The organism is Cytobacillus oceanisediminis (genome assembly GCF_003182355.1).
Classification (GTDB): Bacteria; Bacillota; Bacilli; order Bacillales; family Cytobacillaceae; genus Cytobacillus; species Cytobacillus oceanisediminis_A.
In genome coordinates this window covers 75,256-98,917 of sequence record NZ_QGTW01000004.1, presented here as the reverse complement: position 1 = coordinate 98,917, position 23,662 = coordinate 75,256, and the positions used below count along the sequence as shown (strand labels likewise).

Annotated in this window: 30 protein-coding genes; 6 read left to right on the top strand and 24 right to left on the bottom strand. The window is 41.7% G+C overall.

Annotated features, from left to right (window positions below):
* Positions 1-66: 66 nt before the first annotated feature.
* Complete coding sequence (locus tag DFO73_RS09370; RefSeq protein WP_110064801.1) at positions 67-1,047, top strand: glutaminase; 981 nt, start codon at positions 67-69, stop codon at positions 1,045-1,047.
* 128 nt (positions 1,048-1,175) lie between these two features.
* A complete protein-coding gene (locus DFO73_RS09365; protein ID WP_110064527.1) occupies positions 1,176-2,612 on the top strand; it encodes an alanine/glycine:cation symporter family protein in 1,437 nt (478 codons plus the stop codon).
* Between the two features lie 298 nt (positions 2,613-2,910).
* On the opposite strand, the gene hpf is transcribed toward DFO73_RS09365, so the two are convergent.
* The 20 genes from hpf to DFO73_RS09260 form a co-directional block, all read right to left on the bottom strand.
* Positions 2,911-3,468 (bottom strand): ribosome hibernation-promoting factor, HPF/YfiA family, encoded by a 558-nt coding sequence (gene hpf, locus DFO73_RS09355; protein WP_110064525.1) that lies wholly within the window; start codon positions 3,466-3,468, stop codon positions 2,911-2,913.
* A gap of 267 nt (positions 3,469-3,735) precedes the next feature.
* A complete protein-coding gene (locus tag DFO73_RS09350) occupies positions 3,736-4,131 on the bottom strand; it encodes a hypothetical protein (protein WP_258309360.1) in 396 nt (131 codons plus the stop codon).
* On the bottom strand, positions 4,132-4,476 hold the full coding sequence (locus DFO73_RS09345) for a flagellar protein FliT (RefSeq protein ID WP_110064523.1): 345 nt from the start codon (positions 4,474-4,476) through the stop codon (positions 4,132-4,134).
* Positions 4,476-4,877, bottom strand: coding sequence for a flagellar export chaperone FliS (gene fliS / locus DFO73_RS09340; protein WP_110064522.1), 402 nt, complete (start codon positions 4,875-4,877; stop codon positions 4,476-4,478). The genes DFO73_RS09345 and fliS overlap by 1 nt, the downstream gene beginning before the upstream one ends.
* A gap of 18 nt (positions 4,878-4,895) precedes the next feature.
* A complete protein-coding gene (locus DFO73_RS09335; RefSeq protein ID WP_110064521.1) occupies positions 4,896-6,413 on the bottom strand; it encodes a flagellar hook-associated protein 2 in 1,518 nt (505 codons plus the stop codon).
* A gap of 24 nt (positions 6,414-6,437) precedes the next feature.
* Entirely contained in the window at positions 6,438-6,797 is a 360-nt protein-coding gene (gene flaG / locus DFO73_RS09330) for a flagellar protein FlaG (protein ID WP_110064520.1), read from the bottom strand.
* Between the two features lie 182 nt (positions 6,798-6,979).
* Entirely contained in the window at positions 6,980-7,219 is a 240-nt protein-coding gene (locus DFO73_RS29800; RefSeq protein WP_375137315.1) for a flagellin, read from the bottom strand.
* 219 nt (positions 7,220-7,438) lie between these two features.
* Complete coding sequence (locus tag DFO73_RS09320; protein ID WP_110064519.1) at positions 7,439-8,572, bottom strand: flagellin N-terminal helical domain-containing protein; 1,134 nt, start codon at positions 8,570-8,572, stop codon at positions 7,439-7,441.
* A gap of 148 nt (positions 8,573-8,720) precedes the next feature.
* Positions 8,721-8,951, bottom strand: a complete 231-nt coding sequence (csrA, locus tag DFO73_RS09315) for a carbon storage regulator CsrA (protein WP_110064518.1) — start codon at positions 8,949-8,951, stop codon at positions 8,721-8,723.
* Entirely contained in the window at positions 8,951-9,391 is a 441-nt protein-coding gene (gene fliW / locus DFO73_RS09310; protein WP_110064517.1) for a flagellar assembly protein FliW, read from the bottom strand. Before fliW ends, csrA begins: the two co-directional genes overlap by 1 nt.
* A 15-nt stretch (positions 9,392-9,406) precedes the next feature.
* Positions 9,407-9,970 (bottom strand): DUF6470 family protein, encoded by a 564-nt coding sequence (locus tag DFO73_RS09305; RefSeq protein WP_110064516.1) that lies wholly within the window; start codon positions 9,968-9,970, stop codon positions 9,407-9,409.
* A 53-nt stretch (positions 9,971-10,023) separates the two neighbouring features.
* Positions 10,024-10,887, bottom strand: coding sequence for a flagellar hook-associated protein FlgL (gene flgL, locus DFO73_RS09300; protein ID WP_110064515.1), 864 nt, complete (start codon positions 10,885-10,887; stop codon positions 10,024-10,026).
* A gap of 13 nt (positions 10,888-10,900) precedes the next feature.
* Positions 10,901-12,463, bottom strand: a complete 1,563-nt coding sequence (gene flgK / locus DFO73_RS09295; protein WP_110064514.1) for a flagellar hook-associated protein FlgK — start codon at positions 12,461-12,463, stop codon at positions 10,901-10,903.
* Positions 12,464-12,481: 18 nt separating this feature from the next.
* Positions 12,482-12,964: a flagellar protein FlgN gene (locus tag DFO73_RS09290; protein ID WP_110064513.1), complete on the bottom strand. Its 483-nt coding sequence runs from the start codon at positions 12,962-12,964 to the stop codon at positions 12,482-12,484.
* Between the two features lie 15 nt (positions 12,965-12,979).
* Positions 12,980-13,246, bottom strand: coding sequence for a flagellar biosynthesis anti-sigma factor FlgM (flgM, locus tag DFO73_RS09285; RefSeq protein ID WP_110064512.1), 267 nt, complete (start codon positions 13,244-13,246; stop codon positions 12,980-12,982).
* A gap of 144 nt (positions 13,247-13,390) precedes the next feature.
* Positions 13,391-13,822, bottom strand: a complete 432-nt coding sequence (locus DFO73_RS09280) for a TIGR03826 family flagellar region protein (protein ID WP_110064511.1) — start codon at positions 13,820-13,822, stop codon at positions 13,391-13,393.
* Positions 13,823-13,855: 33 nt separating this feature from the next.
* Positions 13,856-14,557 carry a ComF family protein gene (locus DFO73_RS09275; protein ID WP_110064510.1) on the bottom strand — a complete coding sequence of 234 codons (702 nt, stop codon included), beginning with the start codon at positions 14,555-14,557 and terminating at the stop codon, positions 13,856-13,858.
* Positions 14,547-16,043 carry a DEAD/DEAH box helicase gene (locus DFO73_RS09270; RefSeq protein WP_375137314.1) on the bottom strand — a complete coding sequence of 499 codons (1,497 nt, stop codon included), beginning with the start codon at positions 16,041-16,043 and terminating at the stop codon, positions 14,547-14,549. The genes DFO73_RS09275 and DFO73_RS09270 overlap by 11 nt, the downstream gene beginning before the upstream one ends.
* Positions 16,044-16,244: 201 nt before the next feature.
* Complete coding sequence (locus tag DFO73_RS09265; protein WP_110064509.1) at positions 16,245-17,084, bottom strand: DegV family protein; 840 nt, start codon at positions 17,082-17,084, stop codon at positions 16,245-16,247.
* The gene (locus DFO73_RS09260; RefSeq protein WP_110064508.1) at positions 17,059-17,244 is read right to left on the bottom strand and encodes a hypothetical protein; all 186 of its coding nucleotides are present in this window, start codon (positions 17,242-17,244) and stop codon (positions 17,059-17,061) included. The genes DFO73_RS09265 and DFO73_RS09260 overlap by 26 nt, the downstream gene beginning before the upstream one ends.
* 99 nt (positions 17,245-17,343) lie before the next feature.
* Here DFO73_RS09260 and DFO73_RS28575 point away from each other — a divergent pair, with 99 nt between their 5' ends.
* On the top strand, positions 17,344-17,490 hold the full coding sequence (locus tag DFO73_RS28575; protein WP_181395972.1) for a hypothetical protein: 147 nt from the start codon (positions 17,344-17,346) through the stop codon (positions 17,488-17,490).
* 148 nt (positions 17,491-17,638) lie between these two features.
* Here DFO73_RS28575 and DFO73_RS09255 read toward each other — a convergent pair whose 3' ends face one another.
* Together DFO73_RS09255 and DFO73_RS09250 are read right to left on the bottom strand one after the other, a co-directional pair.
* Entirely contained in the window at positions 17,639-18,322 is a 684-nt protein-coding gene (locus DFO73_RS09255) for a response regulator (RefSeq protein ID WP_110064507.1), read from the bottom strand.
* A 41-nt stretch (positions 18,323-18,363) separates the two neighbouring features.
* The gene (locus DFO73_RS09250; RefSeq protein ID WP_110064506.1) at positions 18,364-19,506 is read right to left on the bottom strand and encodes a sensor histidine kinase; all 1,143 of its coding nucleotides are present in this window, start codon (positions 19,504-19,506) and stop codon (positions 18,364-18,366) included.
* A 404-nt stretch (positions 19,507-19,910) separates the two neighbouring features.
* Between DFO73_RS09250 and DFO73_RS09245 the strand changes: the two genes are divergently transcribed.
* Both DFO73_RS09245 and DFO73_RS09240 read left to right on the top strand, forming a co-directional pair.
* Positions 19,911-20,543, top strand: coding sequence for a YigZ family protein (locus DFO73_RS09245; RefSeq protein WP_110064505.1), 633 nt, complete (start codon positions 19,911-19,913; stop codon positions 20,541-20,543).
* Between the two features lie 94 nt (positions 20,544-20,637).
* On the top strand, positions 20,638-21,657 hold the full coding sequence (locus DFO73_RS09240) for an LCP family protein (RefSeq protein WP_110064504.1): 1,020 nt from the start codon (positions 20,638-20,640) through the stop codon (positions 21,655-21,657).
* Positions 21,658-21,709: 52 nt separating this feature from the next.
* Here the strand turns inward: DFO73_RS09240 and DFO73_RS09235 are convergent, their stop codons facing one another.
* Entirely contained in the window at positions 21,710-22,039 is a 330-nt protein-coding gene (locus DFO73_RS09235) for a hypothetical protein (RefSeq protein ID WP_110064503.1), read from the bottom strand.
* Positions 22,040-22,324: 285 nt separating this feature from the next.
* Positions 22,325-22,453 carry a hypothetical protein gene (locus DFO73_RS29235; protein ID WP_258309359.1) on the bottom strand — a complete coding sequence of 43 codons (129 nt, stop codon included), beginning with the start codon at positions 22,451-22,453 and terminating at the stop codon, positions 22,325-22,327.
* A gap of 184 nt (positions 22,454-22,637) precedes the next feature.
* Here DFO73_RS29235 and DFO73_RS09230 point away from each other — a divergent pair, with 184 nt between their 5' ends.
* A complete protein-coding gene (locus tag DFO73_RS09230; protein WP_110064502.1) occupies positions 22,638-23,504 on the top strand; it encodes a helix-turn-helix domain-containing protein in 867 nt (288 codons plus the stop codon).
* The last annotated feature ends 158 nt before the right edge of the window (positions 23,505-23,662 follow it).

The window sequence follows — 23,662 nt, the reverse complement described above, 5'->3', positions numbered from 1 at the left end:
TTCTTCCACATCCTTTCCACCGGAACAAAATGATAGAAAGAGAGGGTGAAGATTATGTTCGAAACAATGATTTATAAGGAAAACCAGCCATCGGGCTGTGAGAAGATGAATGGCCTCGATGAATGGGTCGCTTATTGCCGTTCTTTTGCTGCTGAAGGAAAATGTGCAGACTATATTCCAGCTCTGGCAAATACAAATCCTTCGGAATTGGGCGTTTGCATCATCAGACCTGATGGAAGAGTTATAAAATCAGGAGATTGGAATGTCTTATTTACGTTACAGAGCATCTCTAAAGTAATCAGTTTTATGGCTGCCTGCATTGGCCGCGGTATTTCTTATGTATTAGAAAGAGTGGATGTTGAACCGACTGGAGACCCTTTCAACTCGATTATCCGCTTAGAAATGCATAAACCGGGAAAGCCTTTTAATCCCATGATTAATGCTGGAGCCATTACAGTATCCTCCCTTCTGCCCGGAGAATCGCCGCAGTATAAATTAGATTTTTTATTGAAATTACTGGAAAATATGCTGGGAAAACGGCCGGCAATTAATGAAGAAGTGTTTCGATCCGAATGGAAAACAGCTCATCGGAATCGGGCATTAGCCTATTATTTAAAAGAAACGGGCTTTTTAGACTTAGAAGTCGAGGAAGCTTTAGAGGTTTACTTAAAGCAATGTTCCATCGAGGTCAACACAGAAGACATCGCCATGATCGGGTTAATTCTGGCCCATGACGGCTGCCATCCAATCCGCAAAGAACAACTGATTCCTAAAGAAGTGGCCCGATTAACCAAAAGTTTAATGCTTACGTGCGGAATGTACAATTCTTCAGGCAAATTTGCCGCATTCGTCGGAATACCTGCAAAGAGCGGCGTTTCCGGAGGCATAATGGCACTCGTCCCTCCAAGGAGTCGGCATGAAGTACCGTTTCAGGCTGGATGTGGAATTGGGATTTACGGTCCGGCTATCGATGAATACGGAAATAGTCTGGCGGGTGTCATGTTATTGAGACATATGGCTGAGAAATGGGATTTAAGCATTTTCTAAAACGGATCATTCAGCAGCCAATTCTATAGCTCTTGGGGAGCTCCTGGCAGTTTGCTCCTTCTCATAGCAATGAAGCAATATTCTCTTTGGCATTAGGCAGATTCATTAATAGTAAAGGAAGCAGGTGGATGATATTTATGAAGGAAGTAATTAACTGGCTGACTGCAGACTTTGGCCATTTTCTTTGGAGTTATGTGCTCATCATTATGCTAATTGGTCTCGGGCTTTATTTTACTGTCCGGACAAAGTTTGTCCAATTTCGCATGATCGGTGAAATGCTGCGGCTATTGGGTGAAGGGGCGGTAAACAAGAAAGGTGTCTCATCCTTCCAGGCTTTTTGTATCAGCACCGCTTCCCGTGTGGGCACGGGCAATCTCGCAGGTGTTGCCATAGCGATTTCTCTCGGCGGGCCTGGCGCTGTTTTTTGGATGTGGTTAATTGCCCTTATCGGGTCTGCATCCGCTTTTGTTGAATCGACATTAGCCCAAATTTATAAGGTAGAAGATAAAAAAACAGGGACATTCCGCGGCGGTCCGGCTTATTACATGGAAAAAGCTTTGAATGCCCGCTGGATGGGCGTTCTATTCGCGATGATGATAAGCGTCACATTCGGACTTGCTTTTAACTCCGTTCAAGCGAATACGGTTACAAGTGCGTTTCATCATGCGTTTGGTTTTGATATGCATTGGACAGGTCTTGGGATTACAGCCGTTACAGCCTTCATCATTTTCGGCGGCATTAAACGTATTGCCAAAGCAGCTGAATGGATGGTACCACCCATGGCCGGTATGTACATCCTTTTAGCAGTTTACGTGATAACCAAAAATTTCGGAGAGCTCCCTCACGTATTCTCCCTTATTTTCCAAAGTGCTTTCGGATTAGATGAAGCGGTTGGCGGCGGACTAGGAGCGGCCATGATGCTGGGAATTAAACGGGGCCTCTTTTCGAACGAAGCCGGCATGGGAAGTGCCCCGAATGCTGCAGCCACTGCAGATGTAAGCCATCCTGTAAAACAGGGCCTCATCCAGTCACTTGGCGTTTTCGTTGATACACTGGTCATTTGCAGCTGTACAGCATTTATCATTTTATTATCGGGTGTCTATACATCTGCCGAATCTAACGGCATCGTTCTGACTCAATCCGCTTTAAATGCCGAATTTGGACCATGGGCAGCTGTTTTTATCGCCATTCTTATTTTGCTGTTCGCATTCAGTTCGATCGTCGCCAATTACTACTATGGTGAGTCAAACATTGAATTTATAAAACCAGGCAGAGTTTGGCTGACCATATACCGTCTTGCCGTAATCGGGATGGTTGCGTTTGGTTCTCTGGCTTCGCTTGACACAGTATGGAGCCTGGCTGATGTCTCCATGGGCATCATGGCTGTGATTAATCTGGTGGCGATAGCCTTGTTGGGGAAAATCGCTTTTGCAGCCTTACATGATTATCGGAAGCAGAAAAAAGCAGGAAAAAATCCAGTCTTTTCCGTTTCCACTATTGATGGTCTCAAAAATACGGAATGCTGGGAAGCAAAGGAACAGCCAGCATTAAAAAAGGAAGCATAAGAAAACGTTATCAAATATATTTGGAAGACCCTTCAGAAGACACTATGGAGAAAATTAAAATGATTATTTTTAAGGGGAGGAAGAATTTCGTGTGGATAATCACGGTTCATTCAAAAAACAACATTAAAATGTTTGAATTTTACACAGAAAAAGAAGCAAAAGAAACGTTCAAAAAAATCAAAGGGTGTAAAATTCTGACCGAAGTGATTTACTGGTAGAAATAAATACAAAGTGGTCAGTCCCGATCTGCCGCACATGAAAACCCCCTGCAAAGAGGCAGGGGGCTTTTGTTCTAAAATTATTGAGCTTCAATCAAGCCATAACGGCCGTCTTTACGCTTGTACACTACGTTTGTTAAGTTAGATTCTGCATTTGTGAACACGTAGAAGCTGTGACCCAGCATGTTCATCTGGAGAATCGCCTCTTCGCTGTCCATTGGCTTTAAGTCAAAGCTCTTCTGGCGGACAACCTCAAGGTCATTTTCCTCTTCCTCAACCGCTACAGACCCTTCTGCTTCATCCAATGCTGCGAATACAGCAGTCAGATTGCCCTTTTCACGGAACTTGCGATTAACTTTTGTTTTGTGCTTGCGGATTTGACGCTCTAATTTATCAGTAATCAAATCGATCGCTGCATACATATCATCATGATCTTCCTCTGCACGCAGAACCAGATTCGGCATCGGAATCGTTACTTCCACTTTAGAACGGGTATTATTGTACGTTTTCAAGTTTACATGTACATTTGCATTAGGAGTTTCAGTAAAATACCTTTCTAACTTCGCAATTTTCTTCTCTACGTACTCTCTAATTGCTGGAGTTACCTCAATGTTCTCACCACGAATGTTGTAATTCATACGTGAACTCCTCCTTCTCATTATACATTGCGGCATCTTTCCAGAATCACTATTCCCCTTGGCTGTTATAAACAGCCATATCCAAAGAGCGTCTGAAAATGTTAGCCTAGTCTTAACAGTATATTAAGACTATGTAATTATATTTCTATTTTACCCTTAAAAACTCCTGCTGAAACCGTGAAAAATGTGCAAAAGTTATGACGAATTGGTGACGAGGGCGCGAATAAATTATTGAAGGAAAGTAAAAACCGCTTCGGTGGGAAGCGGTCAGGATTGGATATAGGGATTGAGCTCTTGCTGAATGGATTCATGCCACTGGGCAAACGCTGGATAAAGCTTTTGTGAGATGATTTCCTGCCTTACTGGAAGATCCTCAAAACATTCCAAAAGAAGTTCTGCCTGATCGGCCACTGTGCTAATATCCTTTATTGTATTCTGCAATTGCTGATTGTCCCGGAAAAGCTGGCTGAGCTGTTCATTGGCGGCCGCTACCTGCGGCAAAGCCTGAAAAATATCACCAAGAAGGCGATGGCCTTCTGTTTTACTTAAGTCACTAAAGCTTTTAACAATATAATCAAACGCCTCATCAATTGTATATAAGAGGTCGCTGTATTCCTTCAGAAATATATACTGCTCTTCGGTCAGAGTTAGCAATGATGTCACCTATTTTCTTTTATCATAAAACATGCCGTCCGTCGCCATGGATTGATAGGGATTGATGTATTTATTGGATGATTCTTTTTTAACGGTTAAATCTTTGATGTCTTTTTGGATGAAAAGCTTTTCCCGCTGCATGAGCTCGGTTGCCTTTTCATTGAGCTTGTTCAGCTTGGCTCCCAGTTCCTTTTCGGCCTCTGAATATGGAGGAGCCATGTCAGCCATTGCCTGCTGGCGTTTTTCCAGCTGCGCTTCAACTTTGCTGATTTTTGCATCGCGGTCGAGCTTTGTATTTTCTAAAGTGGATATCAGCTCAAGAGTTGCTTCATAGAAACTTTGCACAGAACTCACTATACTGTGCCGCCTTGAGTAAACTGCTTTTGGCGGTTTACTTGAATGACTTCCTTCCAGGTGTCGCGGAATTCAGTAACGAGACTTTCCACCTCATCGAGAATCGCAGCATCATTTTTTATATTCGCCTCTATTAATCTCCGGTTTATGTAATCATACAGAGACATCATGTTTTGGGAAATCTCCAATTCCATATTCAGCGTCACCATCAGCTCCTGGATGATATTCTGCGCTTTTTGGATATTAGTGTTTTTCATTTCGATGTTTTGATCTGCAATAGCTTTCTTCGCCTGATGGATAAACTTCAGGCAGCCGTTATAAAGCATAAGTGTCAGCTCACCTGGCGAAGCCGTATTCACCGAGTTTTGCTGATAGGATTGGTATGGGTTGCTTACTGCCATTTTTAACACTCCTTTTTATTACATACCGCCGCCAAATTGGTTCATGAGGAACATGGATTGCTCGTTGGAACGCTGGATTGCTTTTTCCATGGCGGTGAATTGGCGCCAATAGCGATCTTCAACTTTAAGAAGGCGATCTTCAAACCTGGTGATTTGGCTATCAAGATTGTTCAATAACCTGCCGAGGGAAAAAGTATTATTTACACTTGATGCTTTCCCTGCTTTTTTCTCAATATCGGCCATGGTTGTTTTAATTGAGTCACGCAATCTTCGAGCTAACCCTTTATCTTCGGTGGTAGTGCCATCCTTTTGAAAAAGTTCATACACACCATTTGGATTTTCCGAAATTGTTTGCTTTAACTTATCAGGGTCAATAATTAACTTTCCGCCTTCAAGATAATTGCTAGAGGTTTTGATGCCTATTTGGGCAAGCTGTGATATTCCCTGCAGTCCGTTAACTGGCGCATATAAATCCATTCTCATTTTATTTAGGCTGCCCGATAGGATTGAGTCTCCTCGTAACGTGCCGCTTTTTGCTCTTTCTTCCCAAAGCTCGATTTCCTTCTCTTCCATTGTTTCCCGCTGTTCCTTCGTTAGCGGCTGATAGTCACGATATCTTTTTTCATCCAGTTCACCTTTGATCTTGCCGATCACTTCATTGTATTTATCCACAAACTTAACAATGGTTTCCATAATGGCATCCACATCAGGTGAGGATGAAAAAGTAACTGGCGTTGTTGTTTCATTTTTTAATGTAAATTCAACACCATTTATTTGGAAAGTATTAGACGGGCGGGTTGTCGCTAACCCGTTATATGTAAATTCAGCATTCGTTCCGTGTGTTCCAGCCATGTTGTCAGCTGCAACTCTATTATTGGAGGCTAAATTTAGATGTGTACTTAAAAAATCGCCAGTTAGAATTATTTCTGATTCATTTAGAGTGGTATTCGGATCATCAATACCCCCTGTGTTTTTTGCAGTCAGTGAAATCTTCTTTGTTGCTGTATCAAAGAAGGCTGTTACACCTGAGTTTTTGTTTATTTTTTCAATAATACTGTTGATTGTTTCTTGAGCAGGATCAAACTCAAGGGTATATCCCTTAGTATCCATGGCACCCTCTTTATTAATAGCTTGGATCTGAATAGTCTGTGTTCCTGTTATCCCTTGCTCGCTAAGTTTTTTGGAGGGATCCAGGGTGACCTCTGCCCCGCTGAACATGGTAGCTGCAGTAGCCAGTTTATCTACCTTAAGCGATCCACTAAATTCTGAAGTTGAATTAATGTTTCTAATTGAGACAGCATTGGGGTCAGATATATTAATAGTCTTTTTTATGTAGGAGCCCTGTTTTCCAATACCGTCAAAAATTAAGTTATCAAGTTCAAAAAGCATTTTATTCATATCACGGTAATCGTCCCGCTGCCACTCCATATATTGTTTCTTCTGACTGAGTTTATCAAGCGGAATGCGCTCAGCCGTCATTAACTCCTTGACCATCGAGTCTATATCCATTCCGCTGGCAAGTCCGCCAATGCGCATAATGGTTCACTGCCTTTCCTGCGTCTATATTTTTTTATCAACTACCAGACCTACAAACTCTGTCATGGCAGCATATAAATCCAGAAGCTTCTTAGAAGGAATCTCCTTCACCACTTCCTGTGTTTTATCATCAATAACGGTTACGTAATATTCGTTTAATTTATCATGAAGCTCGAATTTTAGAGATGTATAGGATGGCTGTAAGAATTCGTTTAAGCCTGTGACTATCTCCTCTAATTTTTCTTTATCCTTTTGTGTTTGAACCTTCAATTTTGGCTGCTCAAGATTATTAATATTACTCTCTATTGTTGTTTCCTTCAAATTTGAGTCAGTTGTTGTCCTAGATGTAAAAGAAATTTGATGGGAAGATACTTTTTCAAGCATGGTTAATCCCCCTAATTAAACATCTAATGATTAATACTCTTTATATCGGAATTATTATGGAAAGTTTAAGAGAAGTTAGAAACTTAGTTTCGTGGGATTTGAAAGAAGATAGTCAATAATTTCTTTAACTTGTTTTCCTTGTTAAAAAAAAGGACTCTGGTTTCCCAAAGTCCCTAAAATAATTAACGTAATAACTGAAGAACACCTTGTGGCTGCTGATTTGCTTGCGCTAACATAGCTTGAGCAGCTTGAGATAGGATAGAGTTCTTAGTTTGGTTCATCATTTCTTTCGCCATCGTGCGAACATTTACTTTCATAAATGACCAGACTATATCTTCACCCTCTAGCATTCTAGTAGGGGTCGGGCACTTCGGATTCACAATGCTGATGACCATTGTTTCACCTATGGATTTCATCATCATAGCTTTCGCCTTAGATGGTCTATCCTAGTCGTTGAACCTTCTCCACTCTTTCGAGACAGGAGCTTGGCTGCTGATTGCCCAATCTTTCTTCTTTTTAAACCCTTCACGTTTGTTGTTTCCAACTCCGTTGTGGGGAAGAAAGCTCTAAGGGGTTTCCAGCAATTCACCCGATAATAATCACTAGCCGTTACCAGCTAGGACGACTGTGCTTGTCACTGCTTATGCAGCTAGAGCATAATCTACGTCACGGATACGAGATTCCGCAGCTGTTAGGTTTTCAGCTGATGTACCTAAATTGTTAATTGTGTGTTCTAAACGGTTTTGGTTAGAACCTAACTTAGAACGCTCAGCAGATACTGATTCAATCGCTGCGTTAATAACTGTAATTGCTGATGCTGCATTAGTCGCTGTAGAAACATCTAAAGCAGCTTCTACTGTAGTATTATTTGTTCCGTCTGTTACCGTGTTAGTTGCAGTAAATCCAGCAGCTCCAGCAGTTCCAGTTAGACCTAGGGCAAGAGAACGCATATCTGCAAAATCAACTGTTAAGCTTTGGTTTTCATTAGCTCCGATTTGAAGAGTTGCACCAGAAGTAGCGTCTGTACCAGTACCCGTACCAACAGATAGTTTTAAGTCTGTTAGAATAGAGCCTGCACCCGAAACTACCTCTACGCTAGATGTCGAACCAGTAGTATCAGATTCAATTTTTAACGTACCAGAATTATCAGATGCATATGTTACACCTGTTGTACCTAAAGCAGTATTTGCAGCAGCGTTAATTGCACTGATAACTGTTGCATAAGCATCACCGTCAGTAACTGATACGTTAACGGCAGTACCATCAATTTCAAGCGCCAAAGTACCACCAGTTGTTACAGTAGCTGCTGCTGCTGCAGTACCATCTACACTACCAGAAGTTGCTGCCGCAGTTGTCTTTGTACCATCAATTAACTTTTGAGTGTTAAATTCAGTAGTGTTTCCAATTCTGTTAATTTCAGAAGTTAATTGGTTAACCTCTTTTTGGATTTCACCACGGTCAGTAGCTGTATTTGTGTCGTTTCCAGCTTGAACCGCTAGTTCACGCATACGTTGAAGGATGCTGTGAGTTTCATTTAAAGCACCTTCTGCAGTCTGAATCATAGAAATTCCATCTTGTGAGTTACGAGATGCTTGCTCTAATCCACGTACTTGACCACGCATTTTTTCAGAAATCGCTAAACCTGCAGCATCGTCCCCAGCACGGTTGATACGAAGACCTGAAGATAACTTCTCCATTGACTTAGATTGAGCACCTGAAGCACTATTCAACTGACGATAAGTGTTAAGTGCTGCAATATTATGATTAATTCTCATTGTTTTGTTTCCTCCTTGAGTATAAGTCCCACGTCCATGTGGTTTGTTTTGCCCAACAACAGAAAAGTCGGCCGCCTTTTTGCTGTTGGGCTTTACAATGGTTATATCGACTTATTTTGACAGGTTTTTAATAGTTTGGAAAAATTTTTTATTTCTTTTTGAATAAGGTGCTTAAACTGTCAATTGCATTTGCTTCAGTTTGGGTTGCGTTGCTGTTTTCTTGTTGGATAGATAGGTAGATTTCTTTTCTATGTATATCGATGTTTTTGGGTGCGTTGATGCCGAGTTTTACTTGGTCTCCATCAATAAAGAGAACGGAGATTTCTATGTCGTCGCCGATCATGATGGATTCTTTTAGTTTCCTTGTAAGTACGAGCATTATTTCTCCCCCTGTTCTGGAGGAGTTAGGATTTTATGCTTTGTTTGGTAGGCTGTGTTATTCAGTATGACTTGCTTTCCCAGTTTTTTTGCTTGGTTGATGATTAACGGCGCCTGCAGGTTGGCGGTTATTTCCTGGAAGGGCTTTCTTACCGTTAAGATGGTAAAGGTGGCGACGTCTTTTTCCGATTCGATCTCTAATTTTTCTAGTACCTCTTCCGGCAAATCAAATTCATACTGCGGAAAAAGCACAAAAGGATCTGTAATGATAAAAGCAACCGCTGTTTTTTTAACTGACTGCAGCACATAAAGATCTGTCCCTTCAAGCGGCAGGATGAAAAATTCCTTTTCCTCTAAAAATCCAGGTATCCCGGAATGAAACTGTATAATATCTTCTCTATTTACTTCTTGCTCACCATGAAACTTCGTTTGTATGTTCATTTTTTCACCACTTTGTTAGATTGTTAGATTTATGAAATCAATATTAAGGCTGTTTTTCTCGAGAATTTCTGTGCTGACTTTTCCTGGTGTGTAGTTGTGCACAGGCTTCCTAATTTCAACGTCAATTTTAGGCTTTTGCGGTATAGCCTCGATGTTCACTTTTGTAGGCTCATATTGGATTTTTACACTATTGTGGGATGGTATCCAGCCAATGTTGAATTGCTTCGGAGGTCCTTCACTATTTTCCTTTGCCTGGTAGGCAATCGGATTGCCGCCATTTTCTATTTTCATAAGCTCCGTTCCCTGGCTTGCTCTTCTTTCAAGTCCTTTCAGCCAGTCCTGATAACCGTTTTGAGCGAACTCCTCCACTCTTCTGCCGATGCTTTTCAAATCGACATCCTCACGTGCCTTTGTCTGGTCGATTGTCAGCTTGCCGGGTATCGTTTCAATTTCGAGGATTGCCTTTGGCTGCTGGATAGATTGGACGGCAGGCGGCTGCTGAATTTCCTGGACTGGTTTTTCAATGTTTAAGCCCATGCGGATAAAATTCGATTCCAGCCGTATTTGCGGTATATTCATTACCTCACCTCTTTTATGAAAAAAAGCTATCACATATGGATAGCTTTTCGTTATTATCTTAAAAAGTCAGTCAGGGTCGGTTGTAAAATTCTTGCTCCGACACTTAATGCGGCACGGTGGACACTTTCCTGGGTGGTAAGTTCGATAATCGCTTTTTCCATATCAATGTCTTCATTATCGGAAAGGATTCTGGTCGAGAATACTTCCTGCTGGGAAAGACGGTCCTCCATCAGGTCGACACGATTTTGCTTGGCACCAATGAGAGCCCGTGCAGACAAGAAGTTATCGATATTTTTATCAACCTTTTCGAGCATATCGCCAATTGCAGGATCATTCGTTTCCAGAGCAGTGATTAATTTTTGAATATCCCCATCAGCAGAAAGCATATCGCCAAACAGCTCAGAGCCCTCTGTATTCACTTGAATTTTAATACCGGAGAATACTTCAAGTTCAATACTTCCGCTGGCATAAGTACTAGCCTCAGATGGCCTTACATTTGTCTGGTTGCCGTTAAAAATATACTTTCCACCAACCTGAGTATCGCCAATATTCTGGAGATGTTCCTTAAGCTGCTTCACCTCTTCAGCAATGGCTTTTCGCTGATCCCCTTCAAGCGTGCCATTGCTGGCTTGGACCGTAAGCTCACGGATCCTCTGCAGTGCAAGCACACCTTTATCCAAAGCGTCATCTGTACTGTCAACCCAGTTTCTCACTTCTCCGATATTGCGAGTATACTGCTGAACCCGGTTTAAGTCCGTACGATAGTTCATGCCCATCATGGCTGCAACCGGATCATCGGATGGCTTGGTGAATTTCTTCTGTGTTGAAATCTGGTCCTGCAGCTTGTCCAGCCGGCTGTAGCTGTTGCTAAGGTTACGGAGCATATTATTGGAAAGCATTGATTGCGTTACGCGCATATTATTTCACCGCCTATCTGCCTACAACGCCCATGCCGTTGATGATTTTATCGAGCATTTCATCGACCACTGTAATATTTCGTGCCGAAGCATTGTAAGCATGTTGGAATTTAATCATATTGGTCATTTCTTCATCTAATGAAACCGCGCTGACGGATTGCCTGTTCTGCTCAACCGAGTCTGCAAGGATCGAAGAGTTTCTTAGGTCCTTTTTGGCACTTTGGGAATCGACGCCCATTCGGCCAATGATTCCGGAGTAATACGTGTCAAGGCTGCCATTCAGCCCTTCCGGCAAGTTATTGCCAGCTTGTTTATAAAAACCGTAATCCGAAAAGGATTTCTTTCTCAAGTCGGCCAGCAGCTGTGCATTTTGGTTATCCCCTGATGCACCGCTCTCTTTTCCTGCAGCAATCAAGCTGGAATCATCCAATAAATCCTGGTTTACTTTCATGCTTTGAGCCGGGTTCCCCTGATCAAACACAAAGAAGTCCTTGCCGGAAGGCTCACTCGCCCCCAAGGCATATCCCTTGCTGTGAATATGATTGAACTCATTGGCAAATGCTGCGGCCATTTTATTCAGCTTATCAAGCATTTCAGGATAAGATCCTTTTGTGCCGCTTTCCGTCTCATACCCAAAGCTCTTGATCAAGCCGGCAAGCTCTCCTGAAAATCGATCAAAATCGGTTATGGATGCATCCCCAACCTTCAATTCAGAAACAGCACCATTCTCTTCAGCAAGTTCAACCTTATTGGTACCTATAATGCCGGAACCTTTTGTGACGGAAATTAGATTAACGGGTTGGGCAAATGACTTCCCATCCTGCTGAACGATTTCGATATTGTATAAGCCTTCTGCAATTGATTTGGCATTTCCATAATTGCTCGGAATCACATTGGTCACTTTTATATTGACCATTTTTGAGAGCTGATCCACCAGGACATCCCGCTCATCGTACAAATCATTCGGCAAGTATCCATGCGGTTCAACCTCCGCGATCTGCTTATTGAGATGGTCGATCTGCCCAACAATCGCATTTATTTCGTCCACCTTTACACCGATCTGGCTGCCGATATCCTCTTGAACCCTTGTAAGGGAGTTATGATAGTAATTGAGGGTGTCCGCGACCATCTGGCCAGTCGCAGCCACGACGTCTCTCGCACCTGTATTTTCTGTATGGCTGGATAGATCCTGGATGGCATTCCAGAATTTCTCCAACGTGCTATGCAGTCCATTCTCGGATGGCTCATTCATGATCTCTTCCATCTTGGTAAGGGACTCGCTCATGGTACCGTAATAGCCCATTTTCGTGTTTTCCGTTCTGAACTGAACGTCAAGGAAGGATTCCCTGATTCGCTGGACCGTTCCTGCTTCCACTCCAGTTCCCATTTGCCCTGGAAGCTGATGGCGGTTCATGCCGACTGATGGGTACGGAGTTGTCTGGGTAAAATTAATCCGCTGGCGCGAATAGCCCGGCGTGTTCGCGTTTGATATATTATGACCAGTTGTATATAAAGCGCTTTGCTGGGTGAACATGCCGCGGCGGGCAGTTTCAAGTCCCATAAAGGTTGAACGCATGTTTGTTCCTCCGTTCTGCTACACTTTCGAGTTAAAGATGCCTGGGGCGTTCTTTTCGGATGGTTTCTTTTTTGCGGGCGGGCCGTAGTTCATGTTTTCCGGCTGCGGCCTTAGGAGATTCATAGAGACATTGACAAACTGCAGCGAATGATGGACAAGCTGCTGGTTCAGGTAGTTTTGGTCCTTTAGTTCATACACCAGTTCAGTCAGCTCGTTTGCAATCGTCTCGAGCTTGATCCGTTCTGTCTGCGGCAGGATATTCAAACAATCTGATACGGTTGGGCTTTCCATCTTAGCTGCTATTCCCTTTGCTGCCTTCTGCCGCTCCTTTTCCATCCGGTCAATCGCAGCTATATGCGTCTGCTCATCCTTCAGCATCTGGTTCAGGGCGTCCATGTCGCCGGTCTTAATGATGTCTGTTTTTTTGACTGCAAGCTCATATAGGCTTTTATGAAGCTTGAGCAGTTTTTCCATGGATGTAATTAGCGCTTCGGCGGACATGCTTGTTTCCTCCCCTTATTTTTTCGAATAGAAGTTGGCAATACTTTTCGCTACTTCTTTTGGATTCATTTTATACGTGCCGTTCTCTACCTGAATTTTTAACGCTTCTACCTTTTCTTTGCGGTTTTCGCTTAGCTGTGATACCTGCTGCATTTCCTTTGCAGTAGAGCTGATTTCGATTTTATCTGAAGCAGTTTTGGCTGGTTTTCCTGCATTTTCAAGTTTGTTTATTTGGCGTTTGTACGGATTCACACCTGAAGGTCCAAAGTTATTGATTTTCATAGGTATCCCTCACTTTCATTCCGGTCGATTTCAATCTAATCCTATTATCGGCTATAGATGCAGTTTCTTTAAATATTAATTTATGTTTGGTAAAAAATACATCTAAAAGCCTATAGAAAAAGCTATGTGCACCTGACACATAGCCTAAAGCCGCCTCTTTATTTTTTCATCTACCGAAAAATAAGTGGCGCTTTTCTCTCTCTTTAATATTTCATTTCTCCGCTCTTCCTCAGCTGTAAATTGCTGAAGATCTTTCCTCAGCACTTCAGCACAGCTTCCGCAAATCTTCCCTTCCCTAATGCTCGTCCCGCATTTTTCGCACGGATAGCCCAAATTTGGAAAGTGAGCAAGCTTTAACCGCCCGCTTTTAATAAATTTCAGGATTAGCTCTTCTCCAACCCCAGTCGCCTCCACAACCTCCAGCATCTTCGCCGTCCGGTTTTCCCTCTTTCGGATGAACTGATAAACCGCTTCATATGCCTTTTCTTCTTCTTTCCAGCAATTCTGGCAGATGTCACGGAATTGATTTTTCACAAATATCTCATTGCATTTAGGGCAGTTTGAAAGTTCAGCCACTACTGCTCCCCCTCTTTCAATTGATTACACATTTTAGCCTCTTGCAATAGTAAAAGAGCTAACAGACTCAGCTCCTGCCTCCTTAAGGAGTTTAGCAGCATGATGAAGCGTTGAGCCGGTAGTATATATATCGTCAATAATGAGGATTTTTTTATGTTTGATTTTATCTGGCTTGGCGATTTGAAAAACCTGTGGAAGGTGTATCCTTTCGGAGCGTGATTTTTTCGATTGTTTTTCTGTGTGGGTTCTGGCGAGGATTGATTCTGGATGGAGTCCTATGGCAATAATGATTGCCTCTGATTGGTTAAACCCCCGTTCGTACAGACGTTCATCACTCAGCGGAATAGAGGTAAGCTGATCATATTGGAGAGCGTTCAGCTTGCCTTTCATCAAACTGGCAAATGCATAGGAAAGAATATAATCACCACGAAACTTATAACGTGCTATTGTTTCCTTGCAAAAATCAGTGTAGGTGACCAAAGAATCGTTTCTTTCAAGGCATCCTTTCCATTTGGGGTCTGCCTCCCAGCGAACGCAGTCCAAACAGAGATTATTCTGTTTATACTCGGTTTCTCCAAGAGGGCGACTGCATTTATTGCAAGTATCGCCATCTATTAAAGTGAAGCTATTTATACAAACTTCACATAAATATTGAGGCTCTTGCTTTGAAAATAAATAGTTCCATCCGATTTGCGGAACGATTTCTTCATTGCATATTAAACAATTAATAATCAATCAGCCCTTTCTTTCTCGCTTCTTCGTTTATTTTGAGGATTTGTTTGCGAGCTTGAACCATGTTTTCTGTTTTGCCGTAGTGGAAAAAGGTTATATCGCCATTGGGGAACTGGGCGCTTCTGCCGACCCGTCCGGCAATTTGGACAAGGGCGCTTTCTGTGAAAATGCGGTCTTCTGTTCCTAGAACCGCTACGTCTACACTTGGGAAGGTTACTCCTCTTTCCAGGATGGTTGTTGTTAAAAGCATAGGGATTTCTTTGTCGCGCATTTGCTGGACTTTGCTTTTTCGATCTGGGTCTTCGGCGTGGACAGCTTCTATTTTTGGATGGAGTTTTCGGAGGAGGCTGAGGACTTTTTCCATCTTATCAATTTTGGGGAGGAACAGAAGGCATTGCTTCTGGTTGTCGAGCCGCATTTTGATCCATTGGGTGACTGCTGCCGGGAGTTTATCCTTTTTAAGTGCTTTTTCCCAGTTGCCGCACCACTTGAAGGATGGCACAGGTAAAGGGTGACGGTGATATCTCGCTGGAATGGTGACAAAGTCTCTCTTACCATTTCGACATTCATTTTGCCATTTCCGATTGGGAGTTGCAGTTAGGTAGATCATAGAGGAGAGGTCTTTTCTTGATTGGCGTACAGCATATTGCAGGCTTTCGTCTGCAGTGTAAGGGAAGGCATCCACTTCATCCACTATGACGGCATCAAAGGCTTTGTAGAAACGGAGGAGCTGGTGAGTGGTGGCGATTGTCAGTGGAGCCTGGAGGTGGCGGTCTTCACTGCCTCCGTATAGGACGGCGACTTGGATGCCTGGGAATGCAGTTTTGAGACGGGGCCCAAGTTCGAGTACTACATCGGTCCGGGGTGTTGCAATGCAGACTCTTTTACCTGAAGCGAGGGCTGTATTGATCCCTTCGAAAAGCACTTCTGTTTTTCCGGCTCCGCAAACCGCCCAAACGAGGAGTTCTTTATTTTCTATTACAGCCTGCTTTACCCGATCCGAAGCAAGCTGCTGTCCATCTGAAAGCTTGCCGCTCCAGACTAAAGGATCCTCAGTTATCGCCTCGTCCGGATCTGCTCCCCTCCAGCTAACTAAAGGCGTACAAGCACTCACCCTCCCCATCATGATGCACTTCCGGCAATACATACAATTCTTTTCACCACAGCGCGCACAGGGAAAGCTGGCAAAAAGCGAGCTATCCTTATTGCCGCACCGGGCACAGGCTATCTTATTATTCTCTGTACTAATGCCTTTTCGGTAAAGGATATGGCCGTTTTCAAAGTGTTGTTGGATTTCTTTCAGGGGAAATGGCAGATCATCGAATAAAAGCTGTTTTCCGTAGAGTAAATGTTGGAGGTCTTTGTTAAAAGGGTAGGTTTGATTAAGTGGCGGCTCTGGAATGGTCTCCATTGAGGAAATCGGGAGGCTTTCTGGAGGGCTTTCTTTTAAAAACAGGTTCAATTTATTGTCTTTCAAAATAAATCTCAAACAATCACCAACTATCTTAAGATTTTGTATTACTAAAACAGATGTCTTTTGCTAAAACACCTCATTCTTTTGCTAAATTTCCTGCTCCTTTTTCTAATTTTAGCATTGCTGTTGCTAGTTTTTCTATCCCTCTTGCTAAGTTCACAATTCAGACAAAAAGAAAGCACCATCCTCTTAACAGATGGCACCTTCCGCATACTATTACTTCTTCACCCAGCCAAATCCCATGGCGCCTTCACCCAAATGAGTGCCGATAACCGGTCCAAAGTAGCTGATCATAAATTCCACATTCGGATACTCAGCCGTAAGCTCAGCTTTCCATTCGCGGGCTTCTTCCTCACGATTGGCATGGATAATAACCGCTTTATAAGGCTCGCCGCTTTTGACGTCTTCCCAGAACAAATCGACCATGCGCTTCATTGCTTTTTTCCGGGTGCGAATTTTTTCAAAAGGAACAATCTTTTTGTCTTCAAAATGAAGCAGAGGCTTCACCTGCAGCAGGCTTCCGATCAATGCCTGGGCACTTGAAAGGCGGCCGCCGCGCTGAAGATGGGATAAATCATCGACCATGAAATAGGCGCAGATCGACTTCTTCATTTCCTCCAGTCGTTCAACGATCTCTTTAGGGTCTTTTCCGGCCGCAGCCAGTTCAGCAGCTTCGAGTACATAAAAGCCCTGCACCATACAGCTGATTTCGGAGTCGAACGGGAAGACCTGAATTCCTTCTACCATGCTTCCAGCGGTTACGGCTCCCTGGAAAGTGCCGCTGATGCCGCTCGATAGATGAATGGAAACAACCGCGGCATAGTCCTTTGAAAGCTGCTCAAACAGCTCCACAAACTGACCAACTGGCGGCTGTGAAGTTGTGGGAAGCTCCTTATGCTTCACTTCCTCATAAAAATCTGCAGCCGTAATTTCCACTTCTTCTTGATACGTTTCATTGCCGAAAATCACGCTAAGCGGAATCATATGTATATTTAACTTTTCTCTTAAATCCTTGGGGATGTATGCTGTACTATCCGTTACAACAGCCGTTTTCATAAATAGAGTTACCATCCTTATCTTTTTTCTCTACTGTATGTTCATGTTCCATTTTATATGATAGCGTGGGAAATTGCATTAAGTTTAGGTCTTGGATAGGCTCACCAATAAGAGTATTCGACAAAATTCGGGTGGTACCTGGTACCAATACGGTATCCATATAGTTCCTCCTGCCCTTTAATTATGCCCTATGGTAATGTAAGATTTTTACATGAGGGTTGTGTACATAGAATGAATAGATTTCTAGGGAGGGGATGAGATGTGGTTTTGGGTTGGGGTTATTGCCTTGTCGTTTGTGGTTTTGATGTTGATTGAGGAGTTATTCCAGATGGCGATGAGAAGGTATATAAATGGCCCCTTTAAACTTGAACTTAAACTTAAATCTTATTTTTCGAAGCAATCCTGATAAACTCTTCACCTCCTAGCCTGCTTCAGATCAGGCTAGGAGATTACAAGAATCGGAAAAAAACAAAAAGCACGCGATGTTAGCCCATTCGCGTGCTTTTTTCGTTTAATCGTTTTCGACAAAATTCGGGTGGTACCTGGTACCAAATCTACCGCACTTCAACCCAGCCATTTTTGATTGCAACTACTACAGCTTGTGTACGGTCGTTAACATTCATCTTTTGCAGGATGTTGCTTACGTGGTTCTTTACGGTTTTTTCACTTATGTAAAGCGCTTCGCCGATTCCACGGTTGCTTTTGCCATCAGCTAAAAGCTGAAGAACTTCGCATTCGCGGCGCGTTAGCAAGTGAAGCGGACGGCGGATTTCAGGCTGAGAGTAGGAGCCGCCTCCTCCTGCACTTACTGTTGCCAGGCGGCGATATTCGTTTACAAGATTATGTGTAACTTTCGGATGAAGATAAGAGCCGCCCTCTGCTACAACTTTAACAGCCTCAACCAATGCATCAGCATCCATTTCTTTCAATAGATATCCGCTTGCACCTGTTTTAAGTGCATGAGTAACATAGTTCTCATCATCATGAATGGAAAGGATGATCACTTTGGATTCAGGATGTTTTTCAATTAACTGGCGTGTTGCTTCTACACCATTTACATTCGGCATATTGATATCCATAATAATTACATCAGGATTGTTTTCTTCCACTAATGAGATAGCCTCAGTTCCGTCATCGCCTTCCGCTACTACATCAAACGATCTTTCAAAATCTAAGATGCGTTTTACCCCTTCTCTGAACAATTGATGGTCATCAATAATAACAATCTTTGTATTCAATTGCTTCGCCTCCCCAGTTCTTCCGGTTGTTTGTCTATTTTTTATAAAGTTAAAGGTATTTGTATAATAACTATGGTCCCTTTTCCGATCTTGGAATCGATTGAAAGCTGGCCTTCCAGCAGCTCAACTCTTTCCCTCATCCCTATAATCCCAAATGACTCTCTTCTTTTCTCTTGAGTATTAAAGCCTTTGCCATTATCTTTGATGACAGCGGCAACTCTATTATGATTAATTTCAAGCTTAACCACAATTTCTCTTGCTTCCGCGTGCTTAAGTGCATTGGTGACTGATTCCTGGATCAGTCTAAAAAGTGCTACTTCATATTGGGCAGGGAGCCTTGTTTCGAGACCCAAGTTCGAAAAATTTATTTTGGTGGTGCTATGATACTCTTCGATGGTTTGCAGATATTTTTTGAGGGTAGGCACTAAGCCCAGGTCATCGAGTGCCATTGGTCGCAGATCATAGATGATCCTCCGCACCTCATAAAGGGCACTTCGAACCATTTTTTTTAGGTCTTTAATTTCTGTAAGAGCCGCATCCCCGCCCCGTTCCTTATACACCCGCTCAATTAAATCGGAACGCATCATAACATTAGCCATCATTTGAGCAGGGCCATCATGGATATCTCTTGATAGCCGTTTCCGTTCCTCCTCTTGGGCTTCGATAATTTTAAGCCCAAAATCCAGCTTAAGCTTTGCATCTTCAATGACTTCCCCCATCTGCTTTAAATCACCCATTAAATAATTCATAACCACCGTGATTTGTGAAACAAGCGACTCGGCCCGCTCAATCGTCTCGTTTAGACCTAGCAGCCTTCGTTCTATATCATCCCGGCGGTCCCGGAGCTGCTTTTCCAATTGCCTATTCATTGATAGGTCCATTTGCAGCTGATGTGCTTTTTCATAAGCCTCCCGAACTTCAGCCTCTGTATAGTCCTTAAAATGCATACTTACTTCAGAGAGCCGCTTTCGGGCGAACTTGGTTTGCACCTCAAGCATGTCCCCTTCATCAATAACCTTCAGAACCATATGCTTTACTTCTTTTAGCTCATCAGTAAGCGTTTCATGATCAGTACGGCACTGTTCACTGATTCGAAAAATTTCATCCTTGCTGGTCCCGACAGTATCTATCATTTTTTGCAAAATAAGATCGAGGGTTTTCGTGTCAAATTTCTTTATATTCATTAGAATCCTCCAACATATGACAGCCTTTATACTATGTAACCCCCATTTTATCGCGAATAACAGAAGGATACTATCACCTGTGCAAGAAAACTATACCAAAACATCATAAATTCGGTAAAAAGACACAGTTTCATCAGATGCACCTATGTCTTATATCCTATATAATAAATAGTGAAACCTACCTACTATATAAAATATTTTTCAAATTAGAATACTACTTTTAGAACTAGAAATTATATTGCAATAATGAAAATTACTCTATCAGAATATTTTTCATTATAACATGCGAAAAAGTTACCAATATTAAAGTTTCATTACAATCAATTGAAATTTTAAACTGTCGAATTATAAGTAAACATGTCATAATTTAAGTAACAATATTAAGTATCAAAAGGAGTGGTCATATGCTGTCACGCTACTATACAGTTAAAGGCTATGGCGAACATGAAATCAACATCCAAAAATCCAGGTTTATTGCATATATATCCCGTGCCGAATCTGAAGAAGAAGCCCAGGAATTCATTCAAAAAATCAAGAAAAAACATCGGGACGCAACCCATAACTGCTCAGCTTACCTGATCGGAGAAAATGACCAGATTCAAAAAGCGAATGATGATGGTGAGCCCAGCGGTACTGCAGGTGTCCCGATCCTCGAAGTTTTGAAAAAAAAGCAGCTAAAAGATACAGTAGCTGTCATAACCAGGTACTTCGGCGGAATAAAATTAGGTGCAGGCGGCCTAATCCGTGCTTATGGCAAAGCCACTTCAGAAGGAATTGAAGCAACAGGCATTGTTGAACGAAAACTAATGAAGGTCATACACACCAAGGTTGACTATACCTGGCTTGGCAAGCTCGAAAATGAGCTTCGGTCTTCTGTCTATGCCATCAAAGAAATTCACTATCTTGACCTGGTCGAGGTAGAAACCTACGTTGAAAAAGCTCAAATTCAGACCTTCAACGATTGGATGACCGAACTTACAAATGGTCAGGCTAAAATATCTGAAGGTAAAATGCTTTACCTTGAAAGCGACATATAAAAAAAGAAATTTACGAATTCTTTAAAAAAGGTTAAAATATTGAATGTGTTAAATGTGAATTTTTTCCCATTTTAATTTTCTAAGGAGATAACCAATGTCTAACTCCAGACAGCAAATGAAAACTCAAAAAAAGAATAGAAGCCGCAGAAGAATTTTTTTATGGGTAATGCTTCCTATCCTCATACTCTTGGTGAGTACGATTTCCTACGGGGCATTTTTATATAATAAAGCCCAGTCCGTCATGGATGAGTCATACGTTCCAATTGAAAGAGAGTCCTCCAAAAGGGAAACGAAAGCAGACCCACATATAGACAATATTTCGATCCTATTTGCCGGAATAGACGACAGCGACAAAAGGAACTTCAGTGATGCCTCCCGGACAGATGCCCTGATGCTGGCAACCTTTAATGATAAGCAGAAATCTGTTAAGCTGCTTAGTATCCCGCGTGATTCTTATGTGTATATCCCTAATAAGGGCTATGATGATAAAATTAATCATGCTTATGGAAAAGGCGGCATTGCTTCCACAATCGAAACAGTTGAGGAACTATTTGACATACCGGTAGATTACTATGTGAATATGAACTTCAATGCTTTTATAGACATTGTCGATGCACTTGGCGGCATAGAAGCAGAAGTGCCATATGCTTTAAGTGAACAGGATTCACAGGATAGAGCCAACGCGATTAATCTTGAGCCGGGCATTCAGGAGCTTAACGGTGAAGAAGCACTTGCTTTAGCCAGGACACGAAAGCTTGATAATGACATCGAGCGCGGGAAAAGACAGCAGGAAATTCTAAAAGCAATTATGAACAAAGCTGTATCCGTTAAGTCTGTTACAAGGTATTCGGACGTGATTGAAGCTGTTGGGGATAATATGAAAACCGATCTTTCCTTCAGTGAAATGAAGTCATTTATTGATTATGCAACAGCCGGAACGGGCCTAAGCGTTGAAACCTTAAACCTCCCTGGCCAGGATAGCTACATTAACGGGATTTACTATTATCAGCTGGACGATGCCGGCCTTGAAGATATTAAAATCACGTTAAAAGACCATCTTGACCTTGCCAATCAATCACTAACTGGCTCAAATACCGAAAGCGGTACACCATAAAGGCACTTATAAAACAATCGTCCTCTCTTCAAAGAGTGGACGATTTTTCGTTTTAACGGTTCAAGCTGAACTCTTGGATCTGCTTTTTAAATACATAATTCTGAATGCCAATAACCTTTAAAAACTCGATCATCTTCTGAAAAGAACGTTTCTTATATTCCTCTATCACTTCAAACTCTTTAATTAACGCAATTCTTTTACAAAGCGAGTCGTTTCTTTCTGCCCCTAAGTCTAAATCCTCTTGATGATATCCTTCAGACCAAGTACAAATGACGGCTTCACCTATTTTTTGCTTTTCCGTATTAAAATAAAACGAAAAGATGATGGAGCATTCCTTATCACAAAAAGACGGCAAAATTCTCATTTCAAGATCTTTATTCATTGGACACCTCTTTCAGTAGGATTTACCCATACTATAACAGGATTTTAAGTTATCTGAATTTGCTTATTTAAGCCTATTATCTCCCTTTTGCCCTTAATTTTGACCTTAACTGCATCGACACCTTAAAAAATATAACTATAAGCATATTTTTTGGTTTAAAATTTCCAAACTTTCTAGTATATTCATTTATATAGATAAAAAAAGGCATCCTGTCGCCAGGATGCTAAAATTGGAGATTTAAGATATTGTTCGTAAAACCGATAAACTAGTTCTTAAGTATCAAACTTAGTGCATGGAAGGAAGTTCTAATGTTTGAATTCCGCCATTTCCATTACCTGCAGCAGCTCCTACTCCAGCTCCAGCAGTCAGAATTAAAGTGAATGCAGCAATAATGGCAATAATACGTTTTTTCATAGCGTTACCTCCTATACCTTTTTCAATATTTTTCAAATCATTTAATTTTATTTAAACATAATATCAAAAAGCGCTGAGAGGCGATGAGAGACAGTAGAGCCTAGTTTTTCCTGGTTTTTCAGCTCTTTTCTTTCATTATTTTGTACAATTATAACTTTAGGAATATATCGATTGGGGTGGGAACATGGACTTTTCAGCTATTGGGGGAAAGATTAAAGAATTAAGAAAGCTTTTAGGACTATCGCAGAAAGAGCTTGCCGCAGGGATTTGTACCCAGGCGCAAATAAGCAAAATCGAAAAGGGCGATGTCTATCCCTATGCTTCAACTCTTTATCTAATATCCCAGCGCTTGGGGGTTGATGTCAACTACTTTTTTGATATTGGAACAACGCCTCGGCTTGATTATGTTAAAGAGGTCAGCAGACAGCTTGTAATTGCAAGAAGAAAACTTGATTATGAGGAAGTAAAACAAATTGTAAAAACAGAAGAAAAGAATCCATTATTTTCCCAAAACAGAAGGAATCTTCAAATCTTGTTATGGCATAAAGGAATTTATGTTTACCATATGACCAATAATGTGAAGAAAGCTCTTTCCCATTTTGAAGAAGCGATTAATCTCACTCACGATAAAATATGGACGGAACGCGAGCTAGAAATAATCATAAGTAAGGGAATCGTTTTCTTCGAGGAAGGCCAGCTTGAAACTGCCCTGGAGGTTTATGAATTTGCGCATGAACAGCTCCAGTATCTGCCACACATTCAGGATGGCTCAATCAAAAGCAGATTGTTCTATAATATCGCTAGAGTTCTAACAAGGCTTGGCCGGTTTAATCGTTCTATAACTTATTGTAAGGAAGCAATCGATTGGTGTATAGAGAAAGAAGACTTATTTCTTCTTGCTGAACTCCATTACCATATTGGCTATAATTACGAGCTGTTAAAAGAAATCAATCGTGCGAAATCCTATATGGAAAAATCACTTATTATTTTTGAGCTTCAAATGGATGACAAGTATACTTCCTTTATAAAAAGTAAAATTGCGAAGTGGTAATGAAAACCTTGCCGATTAAGGCAAGGTTTTCACTATATTTTACCAGAAAAAACATTCTTTAATATTTTGGGTTTTAATCTATAATTTAAGTAAAATCTACTTCATTTGAGATATTTGGAAATTAAAAGTATGATATTTAAATTTTTGGTTTTTATTTC

Bases quoted from the DNA above. Each gene is read 5' to 3' on its own strand.
- DFO73_RS09365 (WP_110064527.1), top strand. From the start codon at position 1,176: ATGATATTTATGAAGGAAGTAATTAACTGGCTGACTGCAGACTTTGGC.
- DFO73_RS09235 (WP_110064503.1), bottom strand. From the start codon at position 22,039: ATGAATAAAGATCTTGAAATGAGAATTTTGCCGTCTTTTTGTGATAAG.
- DFO73_RS09260 (WP_110064508.1), bottom strand. From the start codon at position 17,244: ATGGATACCGTATTGGTACCAGGTACCACCCGAATTTTGTCGAATACT.
- DFO73_RS09305 (WP_110064516.1), bottom strand. From the start codon at position 9,970: ATGAATATACCGCAAATACGGCTGGAATCGAATTTTATCCGCATGGGC.
- flgK (WP_110064514.1), bottom strand. From the start codon at position 12,463: ATGCGTTCAACCTTTATGGGACTTGAAACTGCCCGCCGCGGCATGTTC.
- DFO73_RS09370 (WP_110064801.1), top strand. From the start codon at position 67: ATGATTTATAAGGAAAACCAGCCATCGGGCTGTGAGAAGATGAATGGC.
- DFO73_RS09245 (WP_110064505.1), top strand. From the start codon at position 19,911: ATGCTGTCACGCTACTATACAGTTAAAGGCTATGGCGAACATGAAATC.
- hpf (WP_110064525.1), bottom strand. From the start codon at position 3,468: ATGAATTACAACATTCGTGGTGAGAACATTGAGGTAACTCCAGCAATT.
- DFO73_RS28575 (WP_181395972.1), top strand. From the start codon at position 17,344: ATGTGGTTTTGGGTTGGGGTTATTGCCTTGTCGTTTGTGGTTTTGATG.
- DFO73_RS29235 (WP_258309359.1), bottom strand. From the start codon at position 22,453: ATGAAAAAACGTATTATTGCCATTATTGCTGCATTCACTTTAATTCTG.
- DFO73_RS09250 (WP_110064506.1), bottom strand. From the start codon at position 19,506: ATGAATATAAAGAAATTTGACACGAAAACCCTCGATCTTATTTTGCAA.
- DFO73_RS09230 (WP_110064502.1), top strand. From the start codon at position 22,638: ATGGACTTTTCAGCTATTGGGGGAAAGATTAAAGAATTAAGAAAGCTT.
- DFO73_RS29800 (WP_375137315.1), bottom strand. From the start codon at position 7,219: ATGATGATGAAATCCATAGGTGAAACAATGGTCATCAGCATTGTGAAT.
- csrA (WP_110064518.1), bottom strand. From the start codon at position 8,951: ATGCTCGTACTTACAAGGAAACTAAAAGAATCCATCATGATCGGCGAC.
- flaG (WP_110064520.1), bottom strand. From the start codon at position 6,797: ATGCTTGAAAAAGTATCTTCCCATCAAATTTCTTTTACATCTAGGACA.
- DFO73_RS09335 (WP_110064521.1), bottom strand. From the start codon at position 6,413: ATGCGCATTGGCGGACTTGCCAGCGGAATGGATATAGACTCGATGGTC.
- DFO73_RS09265 (WP_110064509.1), bottom strand. From the start codon at position 17,084: ATGAAAACGGCTGTTGTAACGGATAGTACAGCATACATCCCCAAGGAT.
- DFO73_RS09240 (WP_110064504.1), top strand. From the start codon at position 20,638: ATGTCTAACTCCAGACAGCAAATGAAAACTCAAAAAAAGAATAGAAGC.
- flgM (WP_110064512.1), bottom strand. From the start codon at position 13,246: ATGAAAATCAATAACTTTGGACCTTCAGGTGTGAATCCGTACAAACGC.
- fliS (WP_110064522.1), bottom strand. From the start codon at position 4,877: ATGGCAGTAAGCAACCCATACCAATCCTATCAGCAAAACTCGGTGAAT.
- DFO73_RS09320 (WP_110064519.1), bottom strand. From the start codon at position 8,572: ATGAGAATTAATCATAATATTGCAGCACTTAACACTTATCGTCAGTTG.
- flgL (WP_110064515.1), bottom strand. From the start codon at position 10,887: ATGCGCGTAACGCAATCAATGCTTTCCAATAATATGCTCCGTAACCTT.
- fliW (WP_110064517.1), bottom strand. From the start codon at position 9,391: ATGAACATACAAACGAAGTTTCATGGTGAGCAAGAAGTAAATAGAGAA.
- DFO73_RS09290 (WP_110064513.1), bottom strand. From the start codon at position 12,964: ATGTCCGCCGAAGCGCTAATTACATCCATGGAAAAACTGCTCAAGCTT.